The organism is Yoonia sp. D2-7, from assembly GCF_055809435.1.
The window spans coordinates 2,124,607-2,150,367 of record NZ_CM147912.1; the positions used below are offsets into that span (position 1 = coordinate 2,124,607).

Annotated in this window: 26 protein-coding genes; 10 read left to right on the forward strand and 16 right to left on the reverse strand. The window is 56.5% G+C overall.

Features of this window, described 5'->3' with window-relative positions; genetic code table 11:
- The first annotated feature begins 48 nt into the window (after positions 1-48).
- On the forward strand, positions 49-753 hold the full coding sequence (lexA, locus tag AC0L7R_RS10380) for a transcriptional repressor LexA (RefSeq protein WP_348108202.1): 705 nt from the start codon (positions 49-51) through the stop codon (positions 751-753).
- Here lexA and AC0L7R_RS10385 read toward each other — a convergent pair.
- Positions 747-2,843, reverse strand: a complete 2,097-nt coding sequence (locus tag AC0L7R_RS10385) for a ComEC/Rec2 family competence protein (RefSeq protein ID WP_473656801.1) — start codon at positions 2,841-2,843, stop codon at positions 747-749. The two genes, lexA and AC0L7R_RS10385, sit on opposite strands and share 7 nt — an antisense overlap.
- 112 nt (positions 2,844-2,955) lie before the next feature.
- Here AC0L7R_RS10385 and gltX point away from each other — a divergent pair, with 112 nt between their 5' ends.
- From gltX to AC0L7R_RS10405, 4 genes are all read left to right on the forward strand, one after another.
- On the forward strand, positions 2,956-4,359 hold the full coding sequence (gene gltX / locus AC0L7R_RS10390) for a glutamate--tRNA ligase (protein WP_473656803.1): 1,404 nt from the start codon (positions 2,956-2,958) through the stop codon (positions 4,357-4,359).
- Positions 4,360-4,453: 94 nt separating this feature from the next.
- Positions 4,454-5,749, forward strand: coding sequence for a citrate synthase (gltA, locus tag AC0L7R_RS10395; RefSeq protein ID WP_348108166.1), 1,296 nt, complete (start codon positions 4,454-4,456; stop codon positions 5,747-5,749).
- 34 nt (positions 5,750-5,783) lie between these two features.
- On the forward strand, positions 5,784-6,278 hold the full coding sequence (locus AC0L7R_RS10400) for a GNAT family N-acetyltransferase (protein WP_473656804.1): 495 nt from the start codon (positions 5,784-5,786) through the stop codon (positions 6,276-6,278).
- 138 nt (positions 6,279-6,416) lie between these two features.
- Positions 6,417-7,355 carry a VCBS domain-containing protein gene (locus AC0L7R_RS10405; RefSeq protein WP_473656805.1) on the forward strand — a complete coding sequence of 313 codons (939 nt, stop codon included), beginning with the start codon at positions 6,417-6,419 and terminating at the stop codon, positions 7,353-7,355.
- A 6-nt stretch (positions 7,356-7,361) separates the two neighbouring features.
- On the opposite strand, the gene AC0L7R_RS10410 is transcribed toward AC0L7R_RS10405, so the two are convergent.
- The 12 genes from AC0L7R_RS10410 to AC0L7R_RS10465 all read right to left on the reverse strand — a co-directional run bounded on the left by AC0L7R_RS10410 (position 7,362) and on the right by AC0L7R_RS10465 (position 19,605).
- Positions 7,362-8,138, reverse strand: coding sequence for an enoyl-CoA hydratase-related protein (locus AC0L7R_RS10410; RefSeq protein WP_473656807.1), 777 nt, complete (start codon positions 8,136-8,138; stop codon positions 7,362-7,364).
- Between the two features lie 88 nt (positions 8,139-8,226).
- Entirely contained in the window at positions 8,227-8,670 is a 444-nt protein-coding gene (locus AC0L7R_RS10415; protein WP_473656808.1) for a cytochrome c-type biogenesis protein CcmH, read from the reverse strand.
- Positions 8,667-10,643 (reverse strand): heme lyase CcmF/NrfE family subunit, encoded by a 1,977-nt coding sequence (locus AC0L7R_RS10420; protein WP_473656810.1) that lies wholly within the window; start codon positions 10,641-10,643, stop codon positions 8,667-8,669. Before AC0L7R_RS10420 ends, AC0L7R_RS10415 begins: the two co-directional genes overlap by 4 nt.
- 72 nt (positions 10,644-10,715) lie before the next feature.
- The gene (locus AC0L7R_RS10425) at positions 10,716-10,919 is read right to left on the reverse strand and encodes a hemolysin XhlA family protein (RefSeq protein WP_247126975.1); all 204 of its coding nucleotides are present in this window, start codon (positions 10,917-10,919) and stop codon (positions 10,716-10,718) included.
- The gene (locus AC0L7R_RS10430) at positions 10,909-11,466 is read right to left on the reverse strand and encodes a 3TM-type holin (protein ID WP_473656812.1); all 558 of its coding nucleotides are present in this window, start codon (positions 11,464-11,466) and stop codon (positions 10,909-10,911) included. Before AC0L7R_RS10430 ends, AC0L7R_RS10425 begins: the two co-directional genes overlap by 11 nt.
- Positions 11,457-12,068: a holin-associated N-acetylmuramidase gene (locus tag AC0L7R_RS10435; protein ID WP_473656814.1), complete on the reverse strand. Its 612-nt coding sequence runs from the start codon at positions 12,066-12,068 to the stop codon at positions 11,457-11,459. The genes AC0L7R_RS10430 and AC0L7R_RS10435 overlap by 10 nt, the downstream gene beginning before the upstream one ends.
- Before the next feature lie 45 nt (positions 12,069-12,113).
- Positions 12,114-12,581: a cytochrome c maturation protein CcmE gene (gene ccmE, locus AC0L7R_RS10440; RefSeq protein ID WP_473656815.1), complete on the reverse strand. Its 468-nt coding sequence runs from the start codon at positions 12,579-12,581 to the stop codon at positions 12,114-12,116.
- A complete protein-coding gene (gene argC / locus AC0L7R_RS10445) occupies positions 12,578-13,621 on the reverse strand; it encodes an N-acetyl-gamma-glutamyl-phosphate reductase (RefSeq protein WP_473656817.1) in 1,044 nt (347 codons plus the stop codon). Before argC ends, ccmE begins: the two co-directional genes overlap by 4 nt.
- Positions 13,622-13,694: 73 nt before the next feature.
- Complete coding sequence (locus tag AC0L7R_RS10450) at positions 13,695-14,327, reverse strand: VPLPA-CTERM sorting domain-containing protein (RefSeq protein WP_348108176.1); 633 nt, start codon at positions 14,325-14,327, stop codon at positions 13,695-13,697.
- Positions 14,328-14,417: 90 nt separating this feature from the next.
- Positions 14,418-15,236, reverse strand: coding sequence for a glutamate racemase (gene murI / locus AC0L7R_RS10455; protein WP_247126969.1), 819 nt, complete (start codon positions 15,234-15,236; stop codon positions 14,418-14,420).
- On the reverse strand, positions 15,214-16,119 hold the full coding sequence (locus AC0L7R_RS10460; RefSeq protein WP_473656818.1) for a 1-acyl-sn-glycerol-3-phosphate acyltransferase: 906 nt from the start codon (positions 16,117-16,119) through the stop codon (positions 15,214-15,216). The genes murI and AC0L7R_RS10460 overlap by 23 nt, the downstream gene beginning before the upstream one ends.
- A 69-nt stretch (positions 16,120-16,188) precedes the next feature.
- Positions 16,189-19,605: an indolepyruvate ferredoxin oxidoreductase family protein gene (locus tag AC0L7R_RS10465; RefSeq protein ID WP_473656819.1), complete on the reverse strand. Its 3,417-nt coding sequence runs from the start codon at positions 19,603-19,605 to the stop codon at positions 16,189-16,191.
- Between the two features lie 154 nt (positions 19,606-19,759).
- Here AC0L7R_RS10465 and AC0L7R_RS10470 point away from each other — a divergent pair, with 154 nt between their 5' ends.
- A complete protein-coding gene (locus tag AC0L7R_RS10470; RefSeq protein ID WP_247126966.1) occupies positions 19,760-20,668 on the forward strand; it encodes a LysR family transcriptional regulator in 909 nt (302 codons plus the stop codon).
- Between the two features lie 159 nt (positions 20,669-20,827).
- Here AC0L7R_RS10470 and AC0L7R_RS10475 read toward each other — a convergent pair whose 3' ends face one another.
- Positions 20,828-21,079 (reverse strand): hypothetical protein, encoded by a 252-nt coding sequence (locus AC0L7R_RS10475; RefSeq protein WP_473656821.1) that lies wholly within the window; start codon positions 21,077-21,079, stop codon positions 20,828-20,830.
- Here AC0L7R_RS10475 and purL point away from each other — a divergent pair.
- From purL to AC0L7R_RS10495, 4 genes are all read left to right on the forward strand, one after another.
- Positions 21,063-23,222, forward strand: a complete 2,160-nt coding sequence (gene purL / locus AC0L7R_RS10480; RefSeq protein ID WP_473656822.1) for a phosphoribosylformylglycinamidine synthase subunit PurL — start codon at positions 21,063-21,065, stop codon at positions 23,220-23,222. The two genes, AC0L7R_RS10475 and purL, sit on opposite strands and share 17 nt — an antisense overlap.
- A gap of 104 nt (positions 23,223-23,326) precedes the next feature.
- On the forward strand, positions 23,327-23,560 hold the full coding sequence (locus AC0L7R_RS10485) for a BolA/IbaG family iron-sulfur metabolism protein (RefSeq protein WP_473656823.1): 234 nt from the start codon (positions 23,327-23,329) through the stop codon (positions 23,558-23,560).
- A gap of 68 nt (positions 23,561-23,628) precedes the next feature.
- The gene (gene grxD / locus AC0L7R_RS10490; protein ID WP_348108182.1) at positions 23,629-23,988 is read left to right on the forward strand and encodes a Grx4 family monothiol glutaredoxin; all 360 of its coding nucleotides are present in this window, start codon (positions 23,629-23,631) and stop codon (positions 23,986-23,988) included.
- 131 nt (positions 23,989-24,119) lie between these two features.
- Positions 24,120-24,800 carry a hypothetical protein gene (locus AC0L7R_RS10495; RefSeq protein WP_473656824.1) on the forward strand — a complete coding sequence of 227 codons (681 nt, stop codon included), beginning with the start codon at positions 24,120-24,122 and terminating at the stop codon, positions 24,798-24,800.
- On the opposite strand, the gene AC0L7R_RS10500 is transcribed toward AC0L7R_RS10495, so the two are convergent.
- Positions 24,797-25,186 carry a cell division protein ZapA gene (locus AC0L7R_RS10500; RefSeq protein WP_473656825.1) on the reverse strand — a complete coding sequence of 130 codons (390 nt, stop codon included), beginning with the start codon at positions 25,184-25,186 and terminating at the stop codon, positions 24,797-24,799. The two genes, AC0L7R_RS10495 and AC0L7R_RS10500, sit on opposite strands and share 4 nt — an antisense overlap.
- A 1-nt stretch (position 25,187) precedes the next feature.
- On the reverse strand, positions 25,188-25,667 hold the full coding sequence (locus tag AC0L7R_RS10505) for a hypothetical protein (protein WP_473656827.1): 480 nt from the start codon (positions 25,665-25,667) through the stop codon (positions 25,188-25,190).
- Positions 25,668-25,761 lie beyond the last annotated feature (94 nt).

Consider the following 25,761-nt stretch of genomic DNA (forward strand, 5'->3'; position numbering starts at 1 on the left):
TACCCCAAACAGGTCAGCAACATGACCGACAACAATGGGAAACCGGCGATGCTTACGAAGAAACAACTCGACCTGCTCGAATTCATTCACGTCCGCGTGCAGCGCGATGGGGTGCCGCCATCGTTTGATGAAATGAAGGAAGCGTTGGATCTGCGATCTAAGTCGGGGATTCACCGGTTGATCACAGCGCTTGAAGAACGCGGTTTCATTCGTCGTTTGGCACATCGTGCGCGTGCGCTTGAGATCGTGAAGATGCCGGACGCCCTGTCCCAGAAACTTGAAAAGAAAAGCGCGGGCTTCACGCCGCGCGTTGTTGAAGGCGGCAAGCCGGATCAAACGCCACCAGCTGCGATGCCGGTTGAGGCAGACGGGTCTGTTAGTTTGCCGATGATGGGTCAGATTGCGGCTGGTGTGCCGATTGAAGCCATTGCACATGCGTCCCACAACGTTGCGGTCCCCCATTCGATGCTGGGCAAAGGCGAACACTACGCCCTTGAGGTCAAAGGCGATTCCATGATCGAAGCCGGAATCAACAGCGGTGATGTTGTGATTATCCGTGAAACGACGACCGCTGATAACGGCGATATCGTTGTCGCATTGGTCGAAGATCAGGAAGCGACGCTGAAGAAGTTTCGCCGGTCCAACGGCGCCATTGCTTTGGAAGCTGCGAACCCTGCCTATGAAACGCGTGTATTCCGCGATGATCAGGTGAAGGTGCAAGGTCGTCTGGTGGGTTTGATCCGCACCTACTGATCAGCTTGCGCAAACTGCGGACGATCGCGGTGCAGAATAAACGATAGAGCGGCGGTATCCCCGTCGCTTTTTGCTGTCCAAGGACGGTCGCCTGTCACAGCATGGGCTGATGTAATCGACAGATCGCCATCCTCGGTAAGCGACAGACCCAATGATCCCGTTTCGCGCAAGCGTCCGATATCAAAAACCGCACAAGGGCGTGGGCCAACTTCGCTCTGGTTGCTGATCAGGATATCCGCTCCGTCACACCCTTGAACCGCAGCGAGCGCCGTCTTTCCAGACACTTGTAAGACTTTCCAATCGCCAATTTTTGTCGAAAAATGTCGCACGCCACGTGTGATCCCGTCGCGTGTAGCTGCGATATCTTGCGCAACTGGTGCGCCGTCATTTTCAAGCCAAACACCTGTCACAAACCCATCCCCTCGCGGCTTACTTAATGCACGGCCAGCGTCAGTCATGCGCCCGATCATTCCACCGCTATCAGCGACCAAAATTGCCGGGCGCGTCGCTTGTGACCAAAACCCGAAGGCAACCAAAGCGACCGCGACGCCCGCATATTTCAAACGGCCTTGCCATAGGATCAGCCACAACAAACCGCCCGCGAGCACCGGAAGGACAAACCACTGTGGTGCTACAACATGACCCACCGCGCCGTCCTGCGCCGACACGACGCTGGCTACCCACAATATCCATTTTAGACCGACGCCCATAATCGCGAGACCAATCCAAGCGAGCCCAAACGGTGCAAGACAAGCTGCCAAGACAGCGGCTGGCATGATCAACGCGCCCATCAACGGTACGCTCAGCAGGTTTGCGATCAGGCCGTAATGGGCGATTTGATTGAAGTGCGCGGCGGCGAAAGGCGCTGTGGCTACCCCTGCGACAAAGGACGAGATGACGACCGAAATGACGCCACGGCTCCATTTTGGCCAATGTTGCCAGTTCACATGCCGCAGTTGCCGGAACACAAAAACGAGCGCGGTCGTAGCCGCGAAGGACATTTGAAAACCGGGACCGGTGAGCGCTTCGGGCTGCAGGACCAAGATGATGATCGCGGCGATTGCGACGGCCCGCATCGTCAATGCTGGCCGTCCCAACATCACGGCAATCAGCATGACTGAGACCATCGTAAATGCGCGTTCTGTCGCGACATTTCCGCCGGACAATGCCAGATATCCTGCCGCCGCCGTCAGCGCACCAAATGCGGCTATCTTCTTGATCGGCCACAACAATCCAACGCGCGGGATCATCACCAGAATGAGCCGCAGCACGGCAAACACAAAGCCCGTAAGAAGGCCCATATGTAGACCAGAGATCGCTAGAAGGTGCGCCAGATTGGACGCCCTTAGGTTCGCCAAGGTCTCTTGCGACATGCCTGATCTGTCGCCGCTCATGATGGCGGCCGCGAATGCCCCCGCTTCGCCCGGCAGCGTATTCTGCACCCCGCGCGATACCGCCATGCGCGCCTCAAACACGCGTAATCCAAAGCCGCCCTTTTCCGCAGGAGCCAATCGGATCAAAGGGTTACGGGTGTAGCCGACCGCCCCAAGTTGCGCGAACCATGCGTGCCGTTGGAAATCGAAACCACCGGGTTCTGCGGGACCCGATGGCGGTGATAAATGCCCTGTGGTCGCCAGAATTTGTCCTGGTCTGACGGGTACGGCAGGCATGGACCCGTGAATGGAAATACGCACTCGTTCGGGTGTTCGGTCCGGCGATAGCCGGTTGAGAAAGACCTGATCCAAGGTTAGCCGCAGCGCGTCGCTGGCCGACCTGTCGATCCCCACGACACGGCCTTCGATTGGGCCATAGTAGCGGAACGACAGGACCGGTTCTGCGACGGCATCGGTCCGCCATTTTGCCACGCCAACCCCTACCCCTATCAGCGCCAAAGCCAGCAAAATCGGCCTGTGACCTACGTGCACAATGCGTGCACAACCCGTGCACAGCAGCGCCGTGGCTAAAACGGTCATCACAAACGGCCAAGACGGTTCAAACCGGATCGCGAAATACCAGCCGATCCCACAGGCCAAGCAAAGCGGCACCCAGCCAATCAAATGGCCCCGCTGCGCAAGCAATGCGCCAGTCAACAAGTCCCTGATATTCGCAAGCGGGCGCACTTGTCCTCCGCCGGTTTGCTGCGTATTCCGCAGGTCTGATCCACACCATGTCCAATCATGGTGAACGAAAGGTTAAAATCCGATGTCTGATACACCCGTCGTCACACGTTTCGCCCCGTCGCCAACCGGTGCATTGCACATTGGTGGCGCGCGCACCGCTTTGTTCAACTGGCTTTATGCCCGTGGTCGCGGCGGTAAATTTGTGCTGCGGATTGAAGACACGGACAAAGCGCGGTCAACGGATGAGAACACCAAGGCAATTTTGGATGGTCTGACGTGGCTTGGGCTTGATTGGGATGGTGAGCCCGTGTCGCAAGCCGCCCGCGCAGATCGTCATGTTGAGGTGGCACAACAGATGCTGGCCGACGGCACGGCGTTCAAGTGTTTTGCCACCCAAGACGAAATCGAAGCGTTCCGCGAAGATGCCCGTGCGAACAAGACCTCGACGCTGTTCCGGTCGCCTTGGCGCGATGTGGCAGAGGCCGATCACCCCGACCTGCCTTATGCGGTTCGTGTAAAAGCCCCGCGCGACGGGTCCACAACACTGCACGATGAGGTTCAAGGCGATGTGACGTGGTCGAACGACCAGCTCGACGATATGATCATTCTGCGGTCTGACGGCACGCCTGTATATATGCTGGCCGTTGTCGTGGACGATCACGATATGGGCGTGACCCATGTGATCCGTGGCGATGACCATCTTGCGAACGCTTTCCGCCAGAACATGATTTATGACGCGATGGGCTGGGATAAACCGACGCTTGCGCACATCCCGCTGATCTTTGGGCCTGACGGCAAGAAGCTATCGAAACGTCACGGTGCGACTGGTGCAGCTGAATATCAGGCGATGGGTTATCCGGCGGCTGGCATGCGGAATTATCTGGCGCGACTGGGCTGGAGCCACGGCGACGATGAATTTTTCAGCGATGCACAGGCAAAAGAGTGGTTTGATCTGGACGGAATCGGCAAGTCACCATCGCGCTTTGACTTCAAAAAACTGGACAACATTTGCGGTCAGCACATTGCAGTCGCAGACGATGCTGCACTGCTGCACGAAATTGAGGCATTCCTTGCGGCAACTGACGCAACGGCACTGACAGCACAGCAACGTGATGGGTTAAACGCCGCGTTGTATTGCCTGAAAGAACGCGCGAAGAAATTGCCAGATGTCCTTGATAAAGCACACTTTATACTGACTTCACGTCCCATCGTTCCTGACGAGAAATCAGCGAAATCACTTGATGATGTACACAAAGGTATACTGAGAGAATTGACGCCGCAGTTGCAAAATGCTACGTGGTCCCGAGACGCCTTGGAGGGTGTCGTTTCTTCCGTGGCAGAGGCCAATGAGACGAAACTCGGCAAGCTGGCGGCCCCGTTACGTGCGGTGCTTGCAGGGCGAACCGCGACTCCAAGCGTGTTTGATATGATGCTTGTTCTTGGCAAGGATGAAACGTTGGCGCGTCTGCAAGACGCCACAGCCTGAAACCTTTTCGTTACGTTTCATCGTTACGGGAGACATGAACAACGCGACCACGCCGCGCAGGCCAGAATGGATTGCGCTTCAGAAGGGGAATAAAATGACCGACACACCTAAGACCGCGACGCTCACGATTGATGGGCAGAGCTACGAACTGCCGATCCACTCCCCGACTGCTGGTCCTGACGTTATCGACATCCGCAAGCTGTACGCGCAAGCGGGTGTTTTCACATATGACCCAGGTTTTACGTCCACAGCTGCCTGTGACAGCACGATTACGTTCATCGACGGTGACAAAGGCGAATTGCTGCACCGTGGTTATCCGATCGACCAGTTGGCTGGTCAGTCGCATTATCTCGAAGTGTGCTACGCACTGCTTTACGGCGATCTGCCGGATGCCGAAACGCTTGAGAAGTTCGAAAAGCTTGTGACCAATCACACGATGATCCACGAGCAGATGCATAACTTCTTCCGTGGTTTCCGCCGCGATGCGCACCCAATGGCCACTATGGTTGGTGTTGTGGGCGCGATGTCTGCATTCTACCACGACAGCACGGACATCAACGACGAACACCAGCGTGAAGTTGCGTCGATCCGCCTGATCGCGAAGATGCCAACGATTGCTGCGATGGCTTACAAATATTCCATCGGTCAGCCGTTTGTGTACCCGCGCAACGATCTGGATTATGCGTCCAACTTCCTGAACATGTGCTTCTCTGTGCCTGCGGAAGACTACAAGGTTGATCCGGTGCTTGCCAAAGCGATGGACCGTATCTTTACGCTGCACGCAGATCACGAACAGAACGCGTCGACGTCTACTGTGCGTTTGGCATCGTCTTCTGGTGCGAACCCGTTTGCTTGTATCGCTGCTGGTATTGCGTGCCTGTGGGGCCCTGCCCACGGTGGTGCGAACCAGGCATGTTTGGAAATGCTCAAGGAAATCGGTTCTGTTGACCGTATTCCCGAATTCATCGCCCGTGCGAAAGACAAGAACGACAGCTATCGCCTGATGGGCTTTGGCCACCGCGTTTACAAAAACTTCGACCCACGGGCGACCGTGATGAAGGAAAGCGCCGACGAAGTGCTGGAACTGCTGGGTGTTGAAGACAACCCGCTGTTGCAGGTCGCAATGGAGCTTGAAAAGCAGGCGCTGGCTGATCCGTATTTCGCTGAAAAGAAACTGTTCCCGAACGTCGATTTCTATTCCGGCATCATTTTGGAAGCGATGGGTTTCCCGACATCCATGTTCACGCCGATCTTCGCGATGGCCCGGACTGTTGGCTGGATTTCCCAGTGGAAGGAACAGCTGGACGATCCACAGTTGAAAATTGGTCGTCCGCGTCAGTTGTACAAGGGTGAGACTGCCCGCGATTATGTCGCGCCAGACAAGCGCTAAGACTTTGGGGTCGCCTTCGGGCGGCCCTTTTCACATGCTGACCACTGAACGCCTTATTCTACGCGCCGCGCGCCAAGATGATCTGCTGGATCTCCACGCGATTTTTCGCGATCCGCGGGCGATGCGGTATTGGTCGACTCCACCCCATGACAGCCCCGAACGGACCCAAGAAAATCTGGACCGGATGATGGCCGCAACCGATCCGTTGCTCTATTTCGTGATTGAAATGGATGGCACAGTCGTGGGCACCGCAGGCGGTCACGGCGAGGGCGAAGTTGGGTTTATCCTGCATCCGGACTATTGGCGGCGCGGAATCGTGCAAGAAGCCATGCGCGCGATTTTGCCTCACATCTGGAACGCGACTTCGCTGGAACGTGTTTTTGCGGACGTTGATCCGAACAATACCGCTTCGACCGGATTATTGATGGCGCTTGGTTTTCACGAAACCTACCGTGCCCCAAACACCTATTGTATCAACGGGGTATGGTCTGACAGCGTTTATTTCGCGCTTGACCGGCCCACATCTTAACCCGATCAAAATAAGTTTTGCCGTAGTTTCAGGCGATTGCGGACAACTTTCGGTCGCAATCCGCTTTTACCGATGCGCTACAAGAAAATTTTTGAAAGATGGATACACATGAGCGGATGTACAGCCCCAGCAACGTCAATGAGCTTCACCCTTGAAGGTCAGGTCAATGTCAGCATCACAATTACCGAAGTTGACGGCAATTTGCAGTTCGATTTGCAAGTGCTCGACGACACTGGTGAAATTGGCGACCTGAACGCAATTTACTTTGACCTGTTCGACGATAGCCTCACAAGTGGCCTGAGCGTGACAGGTGACGATGTCACAGGAACGGCGTTCAAAGTTGACGGCGTGACGAAAGTTGACAACTTCACAAACATGAACGGCGAAGTCGTCAAGGACTACGGCAAGTTCGACGGTGGCGTTCAGTTCGGCACACAGGGTATGAGCACTGACGATATCCGCAGCACATCATTCACATTGTCACATGACACTGTCGATCTGTCCTTGGCTGACTTCAACCTTCAGGACTTTGGCGCGCGCCTGACGTCCGTTGGTACAGAAGACGGCGCACGGGAAGATTCACTGAAACTTGGCGGCACAGCCCCAGAAGTGCCTGAAGGCCCAACCGAGCCAACAGAAGCAGCCGTCGACGATACCATGACCGTCTTGGAAACTGCCGGGTTTGGCCGTGGCGACACGTTTGATTTCCTCGATTCCGGCGAAGCGTCGATCCTTGCCAATGATCTTGGCGATTGCGACGATCCCTACACCGGATCCGTGGTCAGCATGAACGGTACAACCATCGATCCGATGAGCACACAAAGCACACCGACGATCATCGCAGGTGACAATGGCGGGATGTTGCAGATCACAGCCGACGGCGCGATCAATTTCTCTGCTGACAGCGTCGATGGCACCAACACCTTTGCCACGCTGAATGACGGCGAATCCGCTGTGACGAACTTTGTCTACACCCTTGAAGGCGGTTCGACTGCGACCCTTGAGGTCACAGTCAATGGCATCGGCACCGATGGTGGTGGCGGCGGCGGCGGTGAAACCGACGCCTTCATGATGTAAAAACCTTTAGCGGCCCTCGTACACCGGGGGCCGTTTTTGCAGGAAGGATACGACGCCTTCTTGGAAGTCGCGTGTTTGGCCACATTTGCCCTGCAACTTAGCTTCGAGTGCGAGTTGCTGTTCGAATGTATTCCCGCTGGATTCGCGCAGTGCCGTCTTCACGTGGGAATAGGCCACTGTCGGCCCTGCTGCCAGTTTGGCCGCCCGTGCCTGCCAATGCGCTTCAAATTCATCCGCCCCAATGCATTCATAGATCATGCCCCAATCGGCTGCCTGCTCCGCACTGATCTTGTCCGCGAACAGGGCCGCGCCCATCGCACGGGCGGTCCCGATCTGGCGCGGCAGGAAGTGCGTGCCGCCCGCATCAGGGATCAGGCCGATGCGTGTAAAGGCCTGCACGAAATAGGCCGCGTCGCTTGCAATCACCACGTCGAACGCCAAAGCGAGGTTCGCACCTGCACCTGCTGCTGGGCCGTTCACCGCCGCAATTGTCGGGATTTTGCAGTCAACGATGGCCCGCAGCATCGGCACGTATTCGTCCCGCAACGTTCGTTCCAGATCAAGTGCTGCCGCATTGCCGCCATCGCCCAAATCCTGACCGGAACAGAAGGATTTGCCCTGCCCCGTCATCACCAGCACCCGCGCTTCGGCTTCAGCTGCTTTGACTGCGTGCGTGATTTCGGCGCGCATCTGTGTGTTCAACGCGTTCATGACCTCAGGCCGGCGCAGCGTAATCACCGCCACGTCGTTTCTGATCCAAAGTTTGATTGCCCGATATTCCATGTTCACATTCCTTGACTGCCGCTGACCAGATCAGCCGCTTTGGGTGTAACCTAGTGAACCCGTCAGTCTAGAAAAGAGGAACCGAACGTTACGACCGCAAAATCTTGTCTAATGCGGTCTGTTCTTCGTCGGTGAGCGTGCCGTTGGGCGTTTCAGGCTTACGTCGGATGGTAGACCACCCGATCCCGAGCGCCGCAAGGAACAAGCCGGGTGCAGCCAGCCATAAGATCCAGTTCGCGCCGGAGACCGTTGGCGTCAGCAGCACATATTCACCGTAGCGTGCCACGAGGTAGTCCAGAATGTCCTGATCGCTGTCGCCCGCGACGAGGCGTTCACGCACGATGATCCGCAGTTCTTTGGACAGGGCCGCGTTGGATTCGTCGATGCTTTCGTTCTGGCAGATCGGGCAGCGCAGCCCTGCGGACAGATCGCGGGCACGGCTTTCCAAGACCGGATCGTCGAGCATTTCCGACGGCTCCACTGCCCAAAGCGGAGATGCGAGCAAAGTTAGGATGAGGATCAGACGTTTCATTCCGCTGGTACCGCCGCTGTCCGTTTCGGCTTTGCCGCACCTGCCCCGACGCGCAATCGACGGTCGGTCAAGGAAATCAGGGCGCCCAAAGCCATCAGCATGCAGCCGCCCCAGATCCAGTTTGCGAAGGGTTTGATGTAGATACGCATCGCGTAGCCGCCGTTTGCCTGCGGTTCTCCAATCACGACGTAGAGATCGCGTAAGATGCCGTTGCGGATCGCCGCTTCGGTCGTTGGCATTTGCGCGACTGGGTAGAACCGTTTTTCGGGATACATTACGGTGATGTCACGCCCGTTTTTCGCAACGCCCACTTCGGCCATTGTGGTTACGTAGTTCGGCCCTTCTGCGCGGATCACGTCCTGCAAGGTGAATGTGTAGGCCCCGACGTCGTAGCTATCGCTAAGGTCAGCCACGCGGATATCTTCGGTTTCCCAAGCAAGGATCGCTGCGACACCAAAGGTTGTGACACCGACGCCAATGTGCGCGACCGATTTGCCCCAATCCGCACGCGGCAAACGTTTGATCCGGCGCCAACGGCCAGCAAGGTTTTCACGCCCGCCGCGGAGCCAAAGATCAAGCAGCGCTCCGCCGACAACCCAGACGCCAAGCGCTACGCCGACAGGTCCAAGTGCGGACCGCCCGCTTTGCAATGCGTATGCCAAGGCCCCGAGTGAAATCGCGAGCAATGCCCAGCCCCAGAGCGGCTTTTTCGCCCGTGTCAGGGTGCCGCGTTTCCATGCCAGCAATGAGCCGATGGGCAGAACCAGCGCTAGGGCGACCATGAACGGTGAAAAGGCTGCGTCGAAAAACGGCGGGCCAACGGACAGGGTGCGCCCCCAGACCATTTCGGCCACCAAGGGCCAGATGGTGCCGATGAAGACGACAAAACAGGACACGGCCAGCAGGATGTTATTCAGGACAAGCGCGCTTTCGCGGCTGACCGTGCCGAATACTCCGTTTGCAGCGAGTACGCGTGCGCGGGCCGCATAAAGCGTGAGTGACCCGCCTACGAAAAACGCGAGGATCGCGAGGATGAAGACGCCACGTTCAGGATCATTTGCGAAGGCATGTACCGACGTTAGGAGGCCTGACCGCACGATGAAGGTGCCAAGCAGAGAGAAGCCGAACGCGAGGATCGCCAGCAGGATCGTCCAGCTTTTCAGCGCTTCGCGTTTTTCAACAACGATCGCGGAATGCAGCAAGGCGGCTGCGATCAGCCAAGGCATAAAGGATGCGTTTTCAACCGGATCCCAGAACCAGAAGCCGCCCCAGCCAAGCTCATAATACGCCCACCATGACCCAAGTGCGATGCCCACGGTCAGGAACATCCACGCGGCCAATGTCCAAGGACGCACCCAGCGGCCCCATGCGGCGTCTACGCGCCCTTCGATCAGGGCGGCGACGGCGAATGAAAACGCCATGCTGAGCCCCACGTAGCCAAGGTACAGAAATGGCGGATGAAACGCGAGACCGGGGTCTTGCAAGAGCGGGTTCAGGTCTTGGCCGTCAAACGGCGGCAAAGCCAGCCGGTCAAACGGGTTGGATGTGAACAAGATGAAAGCGTAAAACGCAACGGATACCGCCGATTGCACCGCCAATACGCGGGCCCGCAGGGTTTCAGGCAGACCGCCGTCAAACCAAGCAGCACAGCCGCCGAACAGCGTCAGGATCAACAGCCAGAGCAGCATCGACCCTTCGTGGTTGCCCCAAACGCCGCTGATTTTATAGAGCATGGGTTTCAGGCTATGCGAATTTGTCGCGACAACGCGCAGCGAAAAATCGGATGTGACAAATGCCCACGTCAGGGCGGCGAAGGCAAAGCCGACCAAGATGAACTGTGACGTTGCGGCGGGTTGCGCCATGGCCATCCACCCGCGCCAGCCCTTATGGGCACCGACCAATGGAATAACCGTCTGCGCAATCGCGACAACAAAGGCGAGGATCAGGGCGAAATGGGCGAGTTCATTTATCATGCGCCCGATATAGCACCGCCCCCTATTCGAGGACAGGCACATCTTGCGGACGGATTGTCACATTTCTGCGGGTTACAGGTTCAGCCCGCCTTGCAAGACAAACGCGACTGCCGACATCAGCAATCCGCCGATCACAAGCCGCACCAGCCATTTGAGCGTATCTTCAATATAACCAAGCCGGTCCGCGACATTGTCGCGGTGCACTTCGTTCACGGCACCGCGCGTTTCCAAGGCGTTCAATCGCAGGTCGACCTTTGCGATCCAATCATGATCCATTTTGTGCCTGCCATTCCTGAAGCGCTGCGTTTTCCGTAGTGAATGTCAGCGGTTTTGCTTGGGTCAAAGGTGGCGCTGACGGCACATCTGCAGCGAGTGCCTGAATATTTGCGGTGACCTGTCCGGTACGGGCCATCGTGTCCGCAATGGATTGCTGGAATTCTTGCCCCTTGGCCTGATGTCGCGCCCCGAAATAAAAACTGACGATTGCGCCCATTAGCCACCACAGCGGCTCTGGTACCAGTGCAAGACCTTGCATCCGTGCGGCGAACCAAATTGGATCAACCATTGATGCGGCGACCAATGCTAAGGTGCCAAAGGCCATCAATGGGCGTGGTAGACGGTTCAGCCCGTCAATGAAGCGGTCGAACCATCCCTTGCGATTGCCGGAAAATTCGGCCGCGAACTGACGCAGAACCGCCGTTTGGACGTCCGCCGCACGCGCACCTGCGTTTTCACTGTTTTCGCGAAACACCTCAGCTGTTTCGGCCAAGACATTGCGATGATTGCCAAAAAGCATACCCATGAAATCTGTGATTAGCCCCATGATGCGATCCTTTGTGCGTGTTGCGCCGCCGTCAGATGGAACCGTTCGGCAATGAATTCTTCGGCGCGGGTGATCCAGCCCCCTTTGCCACCATCGCGGCGTCGGGCATATTTCCGGCTGGCGACGCGGCTGTCCGCGAGGGCGTAGTAGTAATTGCGGCGGGCGATCCCGTAGGCATCTGCGATATGATCAGGCGCGGCAGTGGCCGCTCGATTGGCCGCAGCAATCGTTTGCGGACCAATGACGCCATCAACTGTAACAGTGATCCGCATCTCATTGAAAAGCCGATGCAAAATCTTCACAGCGTGCGATCCGGCGTTCACATACATATCAAACACGCTGGCCTGTAGAACGACCGGCAAGGCGTCGATGCGGGGCCGCGTGAAGTAGTGTTCGAGGAAAATCGCTTCGGCTTGGTCACGGGTCAGACGCTGGACATCACCTGCGTCCACGTCACCGTCGCCGTCCAAATCGAGCCCCAAGCGCCGCATCGTATGGATCGTGACGCCAAAGTTCGTGGCCCCGCCCGGATCGTCGGGGTCGTTCACATAGCCGCCTTCGCGGGCGACGATGTCTCGGGCGATGTCTTGGATGGTTTGCATGTGTGCTGTCCTCTGCCTGCTTACGGCAAAGGTCAGCGCAATTGGTTAATTGGTTGCGTCACCAGCGTCCGGTGCCACGTATTGCCCCTGTTCTTTCAGGGCGTCGATGACTTCCTTGGGCATGTAAGTTTCGTCATGTCTTGCAAGGATTTCAACGGCTTCGAAGGTGCCGTTCACGTAGCGCCCTTGGCCTACCATGCCTTGTCCGTCGCCGAACAGATCGGGCAGGATGCCGGTATACACGACCGGAATGACAGCACCGCCATCGGTCACGTCGAAGCGCACGGTTTCGCCAGCGTCGCTTTCAATCGACCCTTCGACGATCAACCCACCGATCCGGAATAGTTCGTTCGGCGGCGGAGGCAATTCTGCGACTTCTGATGGGGAGCGGAAGAACTGGAACGATTCTTCGGGCAACATCGCGAGGATCACAAGGATCGCTGCCACACAGACACCGGCCAATCCGATGACCTGAATGCGGCGGGTTTTCTTGAGGCTTTTCAATCCGCTCATGGGAACACCGGTGCCATTGTCAGGCCCGCAGTTTCATCAAGACCCAGCATGAGGTTCGCGTTCTGAACAGCCTGCCCTGACGACCCTTTGCACAGGTTATCGAGAACAGAGGTCACGAGCACGCGCCCTGAAATCCGGTCTTGGCTGACCCCGATATGGCAATAGTTCGATCCCATCACGTGCCCCGTCCCCGGTTGCTGGCCAAACGGCAGCACCACGACGAACGGTTCATCCTTGTAGGCGGCAGCAAGCGCGTCGTGCACCGCCTGCCCGTCACCCTTCACGTAGCACGTGGCAAGGATACCGCGGCTGAGTGGGACAAGATGCGGCGTGAATTGAATTTCGACTTTGCGGCCTGCAATTTCGGTGAATTCCTGATCGAACTCGCCGAGATGACGGTGTTTTCCACCGTGGGCATAGCCCTGCACGTCGGTCGCACGTTCGGTGAACAACATGTTTTCTTTCGAAGCACGGCCCGCACCCGAAATTCCATTCTTGAGATCGCAGATGATGTCGTCCAGATCAATCACACCAGCGGCAATCAACGGGCGCAGCGCGAATTGTACAGTGGCCGCGTTACAGCCGGTGCCCGCGACAAGGCGCGCATCTTTGATTTGGTCGCGGTAAAATTCGGTCAGGCCGTAAACGGCGGTCTTTTGCAGCTCAACGGCCACATGCGGGGCACCATACCATTTTTCGTAGTCAGCCGGATCGCGCAGCCGGAAATCGGCGCCGAGATCAACAACTTTCACATGCTCGGGCAGGTCCCGTACCAGTGCCTGGGACAGCCCGTGTGGCAGTGCCGCGAACACGAGGTCTATGCCCGCAAAATCGATCTCATCCAGTTTCACCAAGGGCGGCAAATTCATGTGACGCAAATGTGGGAACACGTCGGCCATCGCCTGACCGGCTTTGCGTTCCGCAGACAGGGCTACGATCTCGAACGACGGATGGGTCGCGATGATACGGACGAGTTCGGCCCCAGTGTAGCCAGACGCCCCGAGGATCGCGATTTTTTGTGTAACTTGATCTTGTGTCACCGGCTTGCCCTATTGCTGTGGTCCCACGTTATGTGGCGCGGACACACGGCAGATGCAAGTCACGCAGCTGCGATCACGCCAAAAGTGGGGCTGTCTTGCGACGTCGTAACGCAGCCATGCCGCCCAACGCACCGATCAGCAACAAGCCAGCGGCGGGCACCGGAACTGGTGACGGATCAACTGACGCCGAATTGCCGGGTACGATTACGCCAAAGGAAAACGCTTGGCTTGCGAATGTTGGCAGGATGCTGACGTACAGGTCGCCGCCTGCGTATCCAGCCCCAAGAGAATAAGACAAGGTTTGTGACACGACAGCGCCGGCGACATTGAACGGATCAAAGGACAAATCAAAATCGTTGCCCCCCGCCGGATTGAGCGGATTACCATCATACGCCCAGCCCGGGGCAGTTTCCTTGATGCGAACGCTCCCGCCACCATTCTGAAAGCCAGACAACCCGTTCGGGTCTGCGAGGTTGAAGTTAAACGTCAACGTCTGCGCGCCCGCACTGAGACTCGTGAAGTGCAGAAAATCAAAATCCGCTGCAGACACGGTGCCAGTGACCGTCGTGACGTCACTTCCAATAACTGTTGGGGAATTGAACGAGGATCCAAAGCCGCCCGCGATATCGGATTCATTTAAGGTCGCAGCTTGGCCTAAAGAAGCCGTGCCCAGAAACGCAGCCACGCAAAATCGTAATAAACGCATTTATCGAATCCATTATTGGTCCATTAACGATTTGTTAACGTCCAATTCGGGCACGACTGCGGCGTGAATTTGGTAATTGGCTGTCGTTGACTACGGGTAAGCTGCTGTAAATGTAATTTCTTTGCGTAGAAATTGTGTTGCGTTGCGCGACACACGCTTAGGATCACCAGTCGTCAAGAACAGGCTTTCTGTTCCCGCCCCGATCATCTCCGGACGTCGCCCAAGGTAGTCTGCAAGGCTTTCCGCGACGAGGTTCGCTTGGCTGAACACTTTGACGTTTTCGCCCAATGCGTCCTGAAATGTCTCGGCCATCAAAGGATAATGGGTGCAGCCCAAAATCGCGGCATCCGGTTTTGGCATCTTACGGGTCAGCGCATCTACATGGCTACGCACCAATGCGTCCGCCAAGATCAGATCACCGTCTTCGATTGCGTCCACGACACCACCACAGGCCTGCGCTTCGACATCCACACCAATCGCACGGAACGCGAGTTCGCGCTGGAACGCGCGGCTGCGTACCGTCGCGGGGGTTGCAAACAAGGCCACGTGTTTGACGTCTACTTCGCGCGGCGGCGAATTATCGCCCCATTGGCGTTCTGTTAGGGCTTCGATCAAGGGGACGAAAACGCCCAAGACGCGTTTCTCTTTGGGGATCCAGCTTTCCTGCATCCGGCGCAAAGCCGCCGCAGACGCCGTGTTACAGGCCAAAATCACCAGATCGCAGCCAGCATCCCACAGCCGTTCGACCGCTTGTGTTGTCAGGTTGTAGATATCGTCATCGGTGCGCACGCCGTAGGGCGCATGGGCGTGATCGCCGAAATACACGAACGGCACGTCCGGAAGGCGTTCTTGCACCGCATCCAGAACCGTTAAGCCCCCTACACCACTATCGAATATCCCGACTGCCATTTGACCGCCCCTTATACTTTGCCTCAAATTCATGGCCCAGTCTGGTTGGATCGACCGGGTCCTTGGACAGAGCATACGTGGCCTGACGCAAGAAATCCATCATGCCGTTGGGGTCTTTTTTGCGGGCGTCGATTTCAGGTCGCGGAATCGGTTCGCCGATGACAACACGTACAGGCGCGTTGATTTTGTTACGGAATTCGCGGATCAGCAGCCCCATGCGAAGCGTGTTGTGGATATGGCTGGCCAATTGAAACAACCGGCTGTTGTGTCCTTCGAAATAGATCGGCACGACAACCGCATCCGATTTTGCGATCATCTTGGCCGTGAAATTGCGCCATGTCGGGTCCATGGGGCGGCCGAAAGGTTTTGCTGAAGTCGAAACGGTGCCCCCCGGGAAAATGCCGATAGCACCGCCTTGCGCCAGATAATCAAGCGCATCTTTACGGGTTTGCATGTTCTGTTTAGCGGCCTCTTTGGTCTCATCAAAAGACACAGGCAGGATCACCTTTTCCAAGTCCGCAGACCGACGAAAAATCCGGTGCGCCAAAACGCGGAAATCACCCTGACGCCGATCAGACAGAATGCGGCCCAACATCAGACCGTCCAAAATGCCGTAAGGATGGTTGGCCACAATAATCACCGGCTTATCGCGCGGGATATTCGCGAGAGACCCGCCGATGATATCTAGCGTCAGGCCGTAACGATTTGTAATCACTTGCCAAAAATCAGCGCCCTGTGCGACGTCGTGATCATATCCGCGCACGCGCCGGATCAGCCGCAACCTGCCAGATGCATTTTCCATCGTCCTGATAAGAACTTTGCCAGCCCGTCCTTTGGCCGAACTCGCATAGGAAATATCGCGCGCGATTTGATGTTTCAGCATCACAGGACCTCTTAGTTTACGCGGTGCTACCGATAATTCGTAACACCGCGATGACAAGTCCTTTTGCGTCTATTCTGCCGCCACGGCCGCAGGTGTTGCACGCAGGTTCGCTAGCAAAACTTCGCGTGTTTTGGCGGCTTTGCGTGCGTTGGCTTCTTTCACTGGACCAAAGCCGCGAATATCAAGCGGCAACCGCGCCAGAGCAATCGCATCCGCTTTGGTATCAGGGCGCATCGTCCGAAGAACATCAGCCATGTCGGCCTCATATTCCTTGATCAGCGCCCGTTCCATCCGCCGCTCATCGGTCCGCCCGAATGGGTCGAACCACGTACCGCGCAGCCCTTTCATTTTGGCGAGAAGCGGGAACATCTTCGCCATCCGCGCCCCGTATTGCTTTTTGACGGGTCGCCCGTCTGCACCGGTTTTTGTCAGCATCGGCGGGGCAAGATGGTAGGTCAATTTCACGTCACCATCAAACGCTTCCGCCGCTTTGGCGTGGCTGTCTTGCAGCAGACGCGCGACTTCGTATTCGTCTTTGTATGACAACAGCTTATGATAGCCTTCAGCCACCGCTGCCTTCATGTCAGGATCGGTTATTCCGTCGACTAAAGCGCGATACCGCTTAGACAGCCGTTTGCCTTGATAGGCGACCAAATGATCCGCACGGAATGCGATTTTTTCATCCAGCGTTTTGGGCTTTTCGACAACCGCTGGCGACAAAACCCGTTCTGCCTGATCAGGATACAAATACGCCCAACGGCCCAATTCGAACGCATGCAGGTTGCGTTCAACCGCGGCCCCGTTAAGCGTGATCGCTTCGCGGATCGCGTCGCCGGACAACGGAATACCGCCCATCTGCCAGACCGCGCCGAAGATCATCATGTTCGAGAAGATGCTGTCGCCCATCAAGGCCTTCGCCAGATCGGAAGCATCAAACAGCGCCAAGCGATCCTGCAACCGCGCCTCTAGCGACAGTTTCAGCTGATCCGTCGGCAGTTTGAACCCTGTGTCACGGGTAAAATTGCCTGTGATAATTTCATGGCTGTTCACGACGCCCATGGTCTGGCCTTGTTTCATCAGCCCCAGCGTTTTGGCACCTGCCGACACCACCAGATCACCGCCAATCAGCGTATGTGCTTCGCCGATTGCCACGCGGATTGCGGCGATATCATCGGGGTTTTCGGCCAAGCGACAATGGATATGCACCGCACCGCCCTTTTGCGCGAGACCTGCCATTTCCATCATGCCAGCACCTTTGCCGTCCAGATGGGCCGCCATCGCCATGACAGCGCCGATGGTCACGACGCCTGTGCCGCCAACGCCTGTGATGACGACATTATGCGTGCCATCAATCGCGGGCAGCGCAGGGTCAGGCATGTCCGGCAAATCAACGCTTGCCGTTGCCGCCTTTTTCACGACCGCCCCTTCGACCGTCACAAAGGACGGACAGAAGCCGTTCACGCAGGAAAAGTCTTTGTTACAGGACGACTGATCAATCGCCCGTTTGCGGCCCAGTTCGGTTTCCACGGGCACGATCGACACGCAGTTCGATTGCACACCGCAATCGCCGCAGCCTTCGCAAACGTCCGTATTAATGAACACCCGCTTGTCCGGATCAGGGAATGTGCCCCGCTTGCGCCGCCGCCGTTTTTCAGCGGCACATGTCTGGATGTAGACAATAGCCGACACGCCCTTCACCTGCCGCAACCGATCTTGCACGGCGGGCAATTCGGACCGTTCGGAAATTGTCAGACCTTTCGGGAAATACGCGAAGTCCACGTCTTCCTTTTCGTCGTAGACCACTTCGACATTGCGCACGCCCATTGCGACCAGTTCGCGGCAAATTTGATCAGCCGTAAGCCCACCGTCATTGCCTTGCCCGCCGGTCATCGCGACCGCGTCGTTATAGAGGATTTTGTAGGTGATATTGGTGTTCGCCATCAGTGCAAAGCGGATCGCCTGCACGCCCGAATGGTTGTATGTCCCGTCGCCAAGGTTCTGGAACACGTGGTCGGTGGTCGAGAACGGCGCCTCGCCGACCCAGTTTGCACCTTCGCCGCCCATCTGGGTGAACCCAACGGTGTCGCGGTCCATCCATTGCACCATGTAGTGACAGCCGATGCCCGCGTAGGCGCGCGACCCGTCCGGGACTTTAGTCGATGAATTATGTGGACAACCTGAACAGAAATACGGAAGACGTGCCGCGATTTCGGGCTGGTTGTCGGCTTTGCGGGCTTCCGCAAGTTTTGCCAGACCGCCAGTCACGGCGGAAGACCCGCAGCCTTCTTCGACCAGAATGCCGCCAATCTTTTCAGCAATCCAGATCGGGTTCAGATCGGCCTTTGTTGGGAACACCTCTTCACGGCGGCCTTCGGAATGTTCATCGCCTTTGTGCCAGCCGTAAACGCGGCGGCCTTGGCGGTCGTCAAAGATCGCTTCTTTGACCTGCACTTCGATCAGTTTGCGTTTTTCTTCGACAACAACAATCAGATCGAGACCTTCGGCAAAGTCGTGGAAACTTTGCATGTCCAGCGGCCAAACCTGCCCGACTTTATAGACGGTGATGCCGAGACGTTCGGCCTCTGCTTCATCTACGCCCAACAAGTTCAGTGCGTGGACCAGATCGAGATAGTTCTTACCAGCCGCGACAAAACCGATTTTGGCCCCTGCTTTGCCGAGCTTGCGTTGGTCCATTTTGTTGGCGCGGCTGTACGCTTCGGCCGCGAACCGTTTGTGGTCGATCATCCGCGCTTCTTGCAACTGCGGGGTATCGACCAGACGGATGTTCAGGCCACCGTCAGGCATATCAAAATCAGGTTCGACCAGCTTCACGCGGTCCGGATCACCATCGACAACAGATGTGACCTCGATCGTGTCTTTCATCGTTTTCAGGCCGACCCATACACCCGCAAACCGGCTGAGCCCCCATGCGTAGACACCGTAATCAAGGATTTCCTGCACACCCGCAGGGCTGACAATCGGCATATAGGCGTCCAGCATTGCCCAATCGCTTTGGTGCAATGTTGTCGAACTTTCGCCCGTGTGGTCATCGCCCATCGCCATGATCACACCGCCATGCGGCGACGATCCGGCCATATTGGCGTGGCGCATCACATCGCCAGATCGGTCAACACCAGGGCCTTTGCCGTACCAGAGACCGAAAACACCGTCGAATTTGCCTTCACCGCGCAGTTCGGCCTGTTGTGATCCCCAAAGGGCGGTTGCGGCGAGATCTTCGTTTAGACCGAGTTGAAATTTAACATCCGCCGCGTCCAAGACTTTGCTGGCGCGGGTCATCTGCATATCCACAGCACCCAGCGGCGAACCGCGGTAGCCAGTGACATAACCGGCTGTATTCAGCCCAGCATCTTTGTCACGCGCTTTTTGCATTAGCATTAAGCGAACAAGGGCCTGGGTGCCATTCAGCAGCACCTGACGCTTGGTTAAATCGTAACGATCATTGAGTGTAATGCGGCCCTGTGTCATCTGCACCTCCCCGATAGGATAACACCCCCACAATAGGTCATACTTTCTGACCTACAAAGCAAAAAGTTCCCCGTAATGCGCAATTGCACCTTAAGAACGTGTTAGCGTAAGGATAATACAAACAAGCACGGGCGCGCAGCCGCAGGAAGAAGATATGGACTGGGACAAGCTAAGAATATTTCACGCAGTGGCTGACGCTGGGTCACTTACACATGCGGGTGATACACTGCATTTGTCGCAGTCTGCGGTATCGCGGCAGGTGCGCGCGCTTGAAGAGAGCCTGAACACCACCCTTTTTCACCGTCACGCACGCGGACTGATTCTTACCGAACAGGGTGAGTTGCTGTTTGACGCAACAAAATCCATGAACAAACGTCTGGAAGCGGCATCCGCGCGCATTCGCGATTCCGAAGAAGAAGTGTTCGGCGAATTGCGCGTGACGACAACAACAGGCTTCGGCACGCTGTGGTTGGCGCCGCGTCTGCCGAAACTCTACGAACAATATCCGGACCTGAAAATCGACCTGATGCTCGAAGAACGGGTGTTGGACCTGCCCATGCGCGAAGCCGACGTTGCCATCCGCATGAAAGAGCCGTCACAGGCCGATCTGATCCGCAAACGTTTGATGTCCGTGCGGATGCGCCTTTACGCGTCCCAGACATACCTTGATCAACATGGTGCGGTGACGGACATCGAGGAAATCGGCAACCACCGCCTGATTTGCCAGTCTCTGTCATCCGCGCAGGTCAGCGCCGGATCGACACTTGTCCAGCATCTGATGAGCTATGATGTCCCGAGCCTGTTCACCGTGAACAACTACTTCGGTGTACTACAAGGTGTGATCAACAACCTCGGGATCGGGGTTTTGCCGGATTACCTTGTCGAAGACTTTCCTGACCTGATCCGCGTCCTGCCTGAACTTGAGTCGGGTGAAGTCCCGGTTTTCCTCGCCTACCCTGAAGAATTGCGCCAATCCAAGCGGATTAGCGCATTTCGGGACTTCGTTCAGGACGAAATCATGGATCACCGACGGAAAATTCGGGATGCGGCAAAAGCCGAATAACGGATTAACAGAAAGCACAATTTATCCAAAAGTGCTTGAATCGCAATTTGTTAAGCCAAAAAATGGGCAACTCAAGCACGAAGCTATGCATCTGATGCATAGCGGACATGCGATTGTGTATGCATTATTTTCTTGATCGGTGAAGATACCGCTCCTAAGTCAAGTGTCGAAGGCGACGATGCTCTTGCGCTCGTCTCCTTCACCTCCCTGTTGGACTTGCCGGGCCTTGCGCCCGGCATTTTTTTTGCCCAAAGCGCAGCAACGCCGCTTCACCTGCACAAAAACGATCCACTGATACAGGTTTTTGACCAAAAACACAGCGCACAGCGCCTCTCGCACTTCCCCCCCCAGCAAAGCCAGTCTAAAAGGCCGCGAAAGCTCAGGGGACTGCCACATGACCGAACCAGCCATCACATCCGAATTGATCGCATCACACGGGCTGTCGCCTAGCGAATATGACCGTATTCTTGAAATCATCGGCCGCGAACCGACATTCACAGAACTCGGTATCTTTTCGGCAATGTGGAATGAGCATTGTTCATACAAGTCTTCTAAGAAATGGCTGCGGACCCTACCAACCGAAGGTCCACAAGTGATCTGCGGACCGGGCGAAAACGCTGGCATTGTCGACATCGGCGATGGTCAATGTGTGGTCTTCAAAATGGAAAGCCACAACCACCCGTCGTACATTGAACCCTACCAAGGTGCTGCGACTGGCGTCGGTGGTATTCTGCGGGACGTATTCACAATGGGTGCCCGTCCGATTGCCGCGATGAATTCCCTGTCCTTCGGGATGCCTGATCACCCTAAAACACGCACGCTGGTCAACGGTGTAGTGGCGGGCGTTGGCGGCTACGGCAACTGTTTTGGTGTACCTGCGGTTGGCGGCGAAGTCCGGTTCGATCCGTCTTATAATGGCAACTGCCTTGTGAATGCGTTTGCCGCTGGCCTCGCGGATACTGACAAGATCTTCTATTCTGCTGCATCCGGTGTCGGCATGCCTGTTGTGTACCTTGGTGCGAAAACAGGTCGTGACGGGGTTGGCGGAGCGACAATGGCATCCGCTGAATTCGACGACACGATCGAAGAAAAGCGCCCAACCGTTCAGGTCGGTGACCCGTTCACTGAAAAACGCCTGATGGAAGCCACGCTTGAATTGATGGCAACTGGCGCTGTGATCTCGATCCAAGACATGGGGGCCGCTGGCCTGACATGTTCTGCTGTGGAAATGGGCGACAAAGGCGGCTTGGGCGTCAAGCTGAACCTCGAAGATGTGCCACAGCGCGAAGAAAACATGACAGCCTACGAAATGATGCTGTCGGAATCCCAAGAACGTATGCTGATGGTTCTGAAACCGGAACTCGAAACCGAAGCGCGTGCAGTGTTCACCAAATGGGATTTGGATTTCGCTATCGTCGGGGAAACCATCGCCGAAGACCGGTTCCTGATCTTGCATAACGGTGAAGTTAAAGCCGACTTGCCGCTGGCTACCTTGTCCGGCTCTGCCCCAGAATACGACCGTCCTTGGGTGGAAACACCTGCGGCGACGCCTTTCAATGAAGCCTTGACGATCGACCCTATCGAAGGCCTGACAGCGCTGATTTCCAGCCCGAACTACGCGGGCAAGCAGTGGGTTTATGAACAATACGACCAGCAGGTCATGGGCGATACATCCCGCACGCCAGGTGCAGGGTCCGGCATCGTCCGCGTGCACGGCACGCCAAAATCCATCGCCTTCACCTCTGACGTGACCCCGCGCTACGTCAAGGCCAACCCTGTTGAGGGCGGCAAACAAGCGGTGGCAGAAGCGTACCGGAACCTTACATCTGTGGGCGCGACGCCGCTTGCGACGACCGACAACATGAACTTCGGCAACCCTGAAAAGCCTGAAATCATGGGCCAATTCGTTGGGGCCATCAAAGGTATCGGCGAAGCGGTTTCCGCGCTCGACATGCCAATCGTGTCCGGCAACGTATCCCTTTACAACGAAACCGATGGCGCAGGTATTTTGCCAACGCCGACAATCGGCGCTGTTGGTTTGATCGCGACGCCTGATCTTGCGATCACGGGCACCATGCAGGACGGCGACGTTTTGGTGATGGTCGGCACAACATCGGGTCACCTTGGGCAATCTGCACTGTTAGCCGAAGCTTTTGGCCGCGTCGAAGGCGATGCACCGGCGGTCGATCTGGCGGAAGAAAAGCTGCACGGCGACTTCATTCGCGCCAACCACGCCAACATCCCGTGTTGCACAGACTTGTCCGACGGTGGGCTGGCGTTGGCAGCATTTGAATTGGCAGAAGCGGCGGGTGTCGGCATTGCTGTGACGCTTTCAGACACGGCAACGCTGTTCGGGGAAGACCAAGCGCGTTACCTGATTGCGTGTACACCGGCACAAGCAACCTCATTGGCGGCAGCGGCGAAAACAGCCGACATCCCGCTTACGCAGATCGGCACGGCGTCTGGAACAAACGTGACGTTTGGTACGGCATCCGCACCATTGGCCGCGTTGACCGTCACATTCCGCAGCGCTTTTGCCGCGGCAGTGGCGTAACGCCCCGTTTCTTTTGGTCATAAATATCTCCGCCGGAGGCACCTGCCCTTGCCGACCGGCGGAACACTTCATACGTTAGGCACAACAGCCCAAAAGGACGCACCATGATCACCGCCCACGACATCGAAACCCTGATCCGCGACAGCTTTCCTGAGGCCAAAATCACGGTGCAAGGCGACGACGGGGCGCATTTCGCGGCCGAAGTCATCGACGAAAGCTTTCGTGGCAAAAACCGTGTGCAACAACAACGGGCCGTTTACGCAGCGCTTAAAGGCAAAATGGACGGCAGCAACGGCGAACTCCACGCGCTTGCGTTGACCACGAAGGCCCCCGAATAGACCCCGCATTTCGCGAGAATTGATTGCAATTTCACGAAAATTCGCGGCCAGAAACCAAGGACGTTACTATGACAATCGCAGACCAAATCAAAGAAACCGTCACATCCAACGACGTTGTCCTTTTCATGAAGGGCACAAAATCCATGCCACAATGCGGGTTTTCGTCCCGCGTTGCGGGTGTTCTGAACTTCATGGGCGTTGATTTTGCCGATGTGAACGTGCTCGCCGATGAAGACATGCGTCAGGGCATCAAAGATTATTCCGAATGGCCGACCGTTCCACAGCTTTACGTCAAAGGTGAATTTGTTGGCGGCTGCGATATTGTCACCGAGATGACCCTGTCCGGCGAATTGGACACGTTGTTTGCTGAAAACGCTGTGACCTTTGACAAAGACGCTGCAGACAAAATTCGCGAAGCAAACGCCTAAGCACTGTTAAAGAACCAAACGGAAAGCCGCGCCTCCCGAGGTGCGGCTTTTTGTATTTGCGGTCGTGACATGTGTTAGGTGATGCGTAAACTGAACGTATTTAGCCCCAGATTTCCACGAGACATATTCCCATGAACAGCCCCCAGTTTCTATTCGTTGTCATTGCGGTCCTCATTGGGCAGCTTTTCTTTTTGCGTTGGCTTCTGACGCGGCGCAAAAGCAGCTCAACGCTTGACGCAATTGTCGCGGAAGAAGGGTGGGACCAACAAGATTTGCCTGCCAGCATCGGGAAAGGTGCTCAGATCATGTTGTCCGATCCGAAGGAAAGTTGGGCGCTGTATGTCACCTACGCCCGCAAACGCAGCGGCGATGCCGTGATCAACTGGCGTGATACCGTCACCAAAACCGGTGCCGTTGTCGTAGCCCCACCGCTTGCGCCCCATGTCGCTGATATCATGAATAAAACGCCAGACGGTATGGGTGCGTCAATGGTGACCGGCACCATGACCCAAGCCTTAAAACGTTTGGGCGATCTGCCCGAAGGCGTTGAATTGGACAGAAAAACCATCGGTGAAGCGCAAGGTATCTTGCTAACCAACGAGGCCAGCGTGGCCGTCGCGCAAGACATCTACACGTCCAAACCGCTTGCGACATTGCGCGACGCCCTGCCCCGCAGTGCGCAAACATCCGTTGTTTTAGACGGTGATGTATTGTCAGTACGTGCGGAAACGGCACCCGGTCAGCCCGGCCACCTGCGTGCGATGGTGGATGCTGGCATTGCGATGCGCAGCTTACTGACGAAGCCAGATTAACCCGCGCGCCGTTCGACCTCTGCAGCCAATGCTTCTGCCCGTGCCGCGATCTGCGCCATTGCGTCACTGACTTCGGCTGGGATTACTGGCACTTCGACACGTTCGGTCTGTGTGGGCCGGCCTTCCAGCGTATCAATCCGCGCTTGCAGCTGCGCCATTCGCGTTTCCGCTTCTTTGACCTTTTCTTCCAGTCCTGCGGTTTTGTCCGCCAACATCAGGCCCGACATCAGCAGCATCTTTGCTTCCGGCATCCGACCGATTTGCGCGGACATGTGGGATGCTTCTTCGTTCAGCATTGCTGCGGCCGACTGCAAGAAATGTTCTTCGCCTTCCTGACAAGCCACTTCAAACGTCCGCCCACCAATGGCAATCTCGACATGTGGCATATCAGGCCTCCTCGATCAGGGGTTTGAGTTCTTTCAGGATCGCATCAACTTCGGCTGATTCCGACGCGCGCTGCGCTGATAGCGCTTCGACTTCGGCCATCATTGCACGATTGATCAATTCTGGTTCGGCGACGCCTTCGCTAGCGGCGGCACGCAACTGTGCGTTCACTTCGCGCATATCCGCGCTGGAAGCCCGCAGACGTTGCAGTTCCGTATCCAATGCAGCCATCTGGTCACGCTGAGCGGAAACTCGCGTTTCAAGTTCTTTGATCTTCGTATCTTGACGGTCTTTCAGCGCTTTCACCCGCTCTTCGAGCTGGGCGTTGGCGAAGCGTTCTTCTTCCAATTGGGTTTCAAGCGCGCCTGCGTCTGCGGCGGATGCATCATCCGCCGGTGCCTGTTCGGCCATCGCCCCTAAACCGCGTTCAATCCGGTCCATTGCGACGGAAATCCGCTGCTCTAACTGCGTGACGTCTGTCATGCGTCGTCCTCTCGTACCATCAAACCCGCGAATCGCGGAACATTAAGCAAAGCCTAAGCCAACAACAGCGCACCCGCAAATGCGCAACATGATG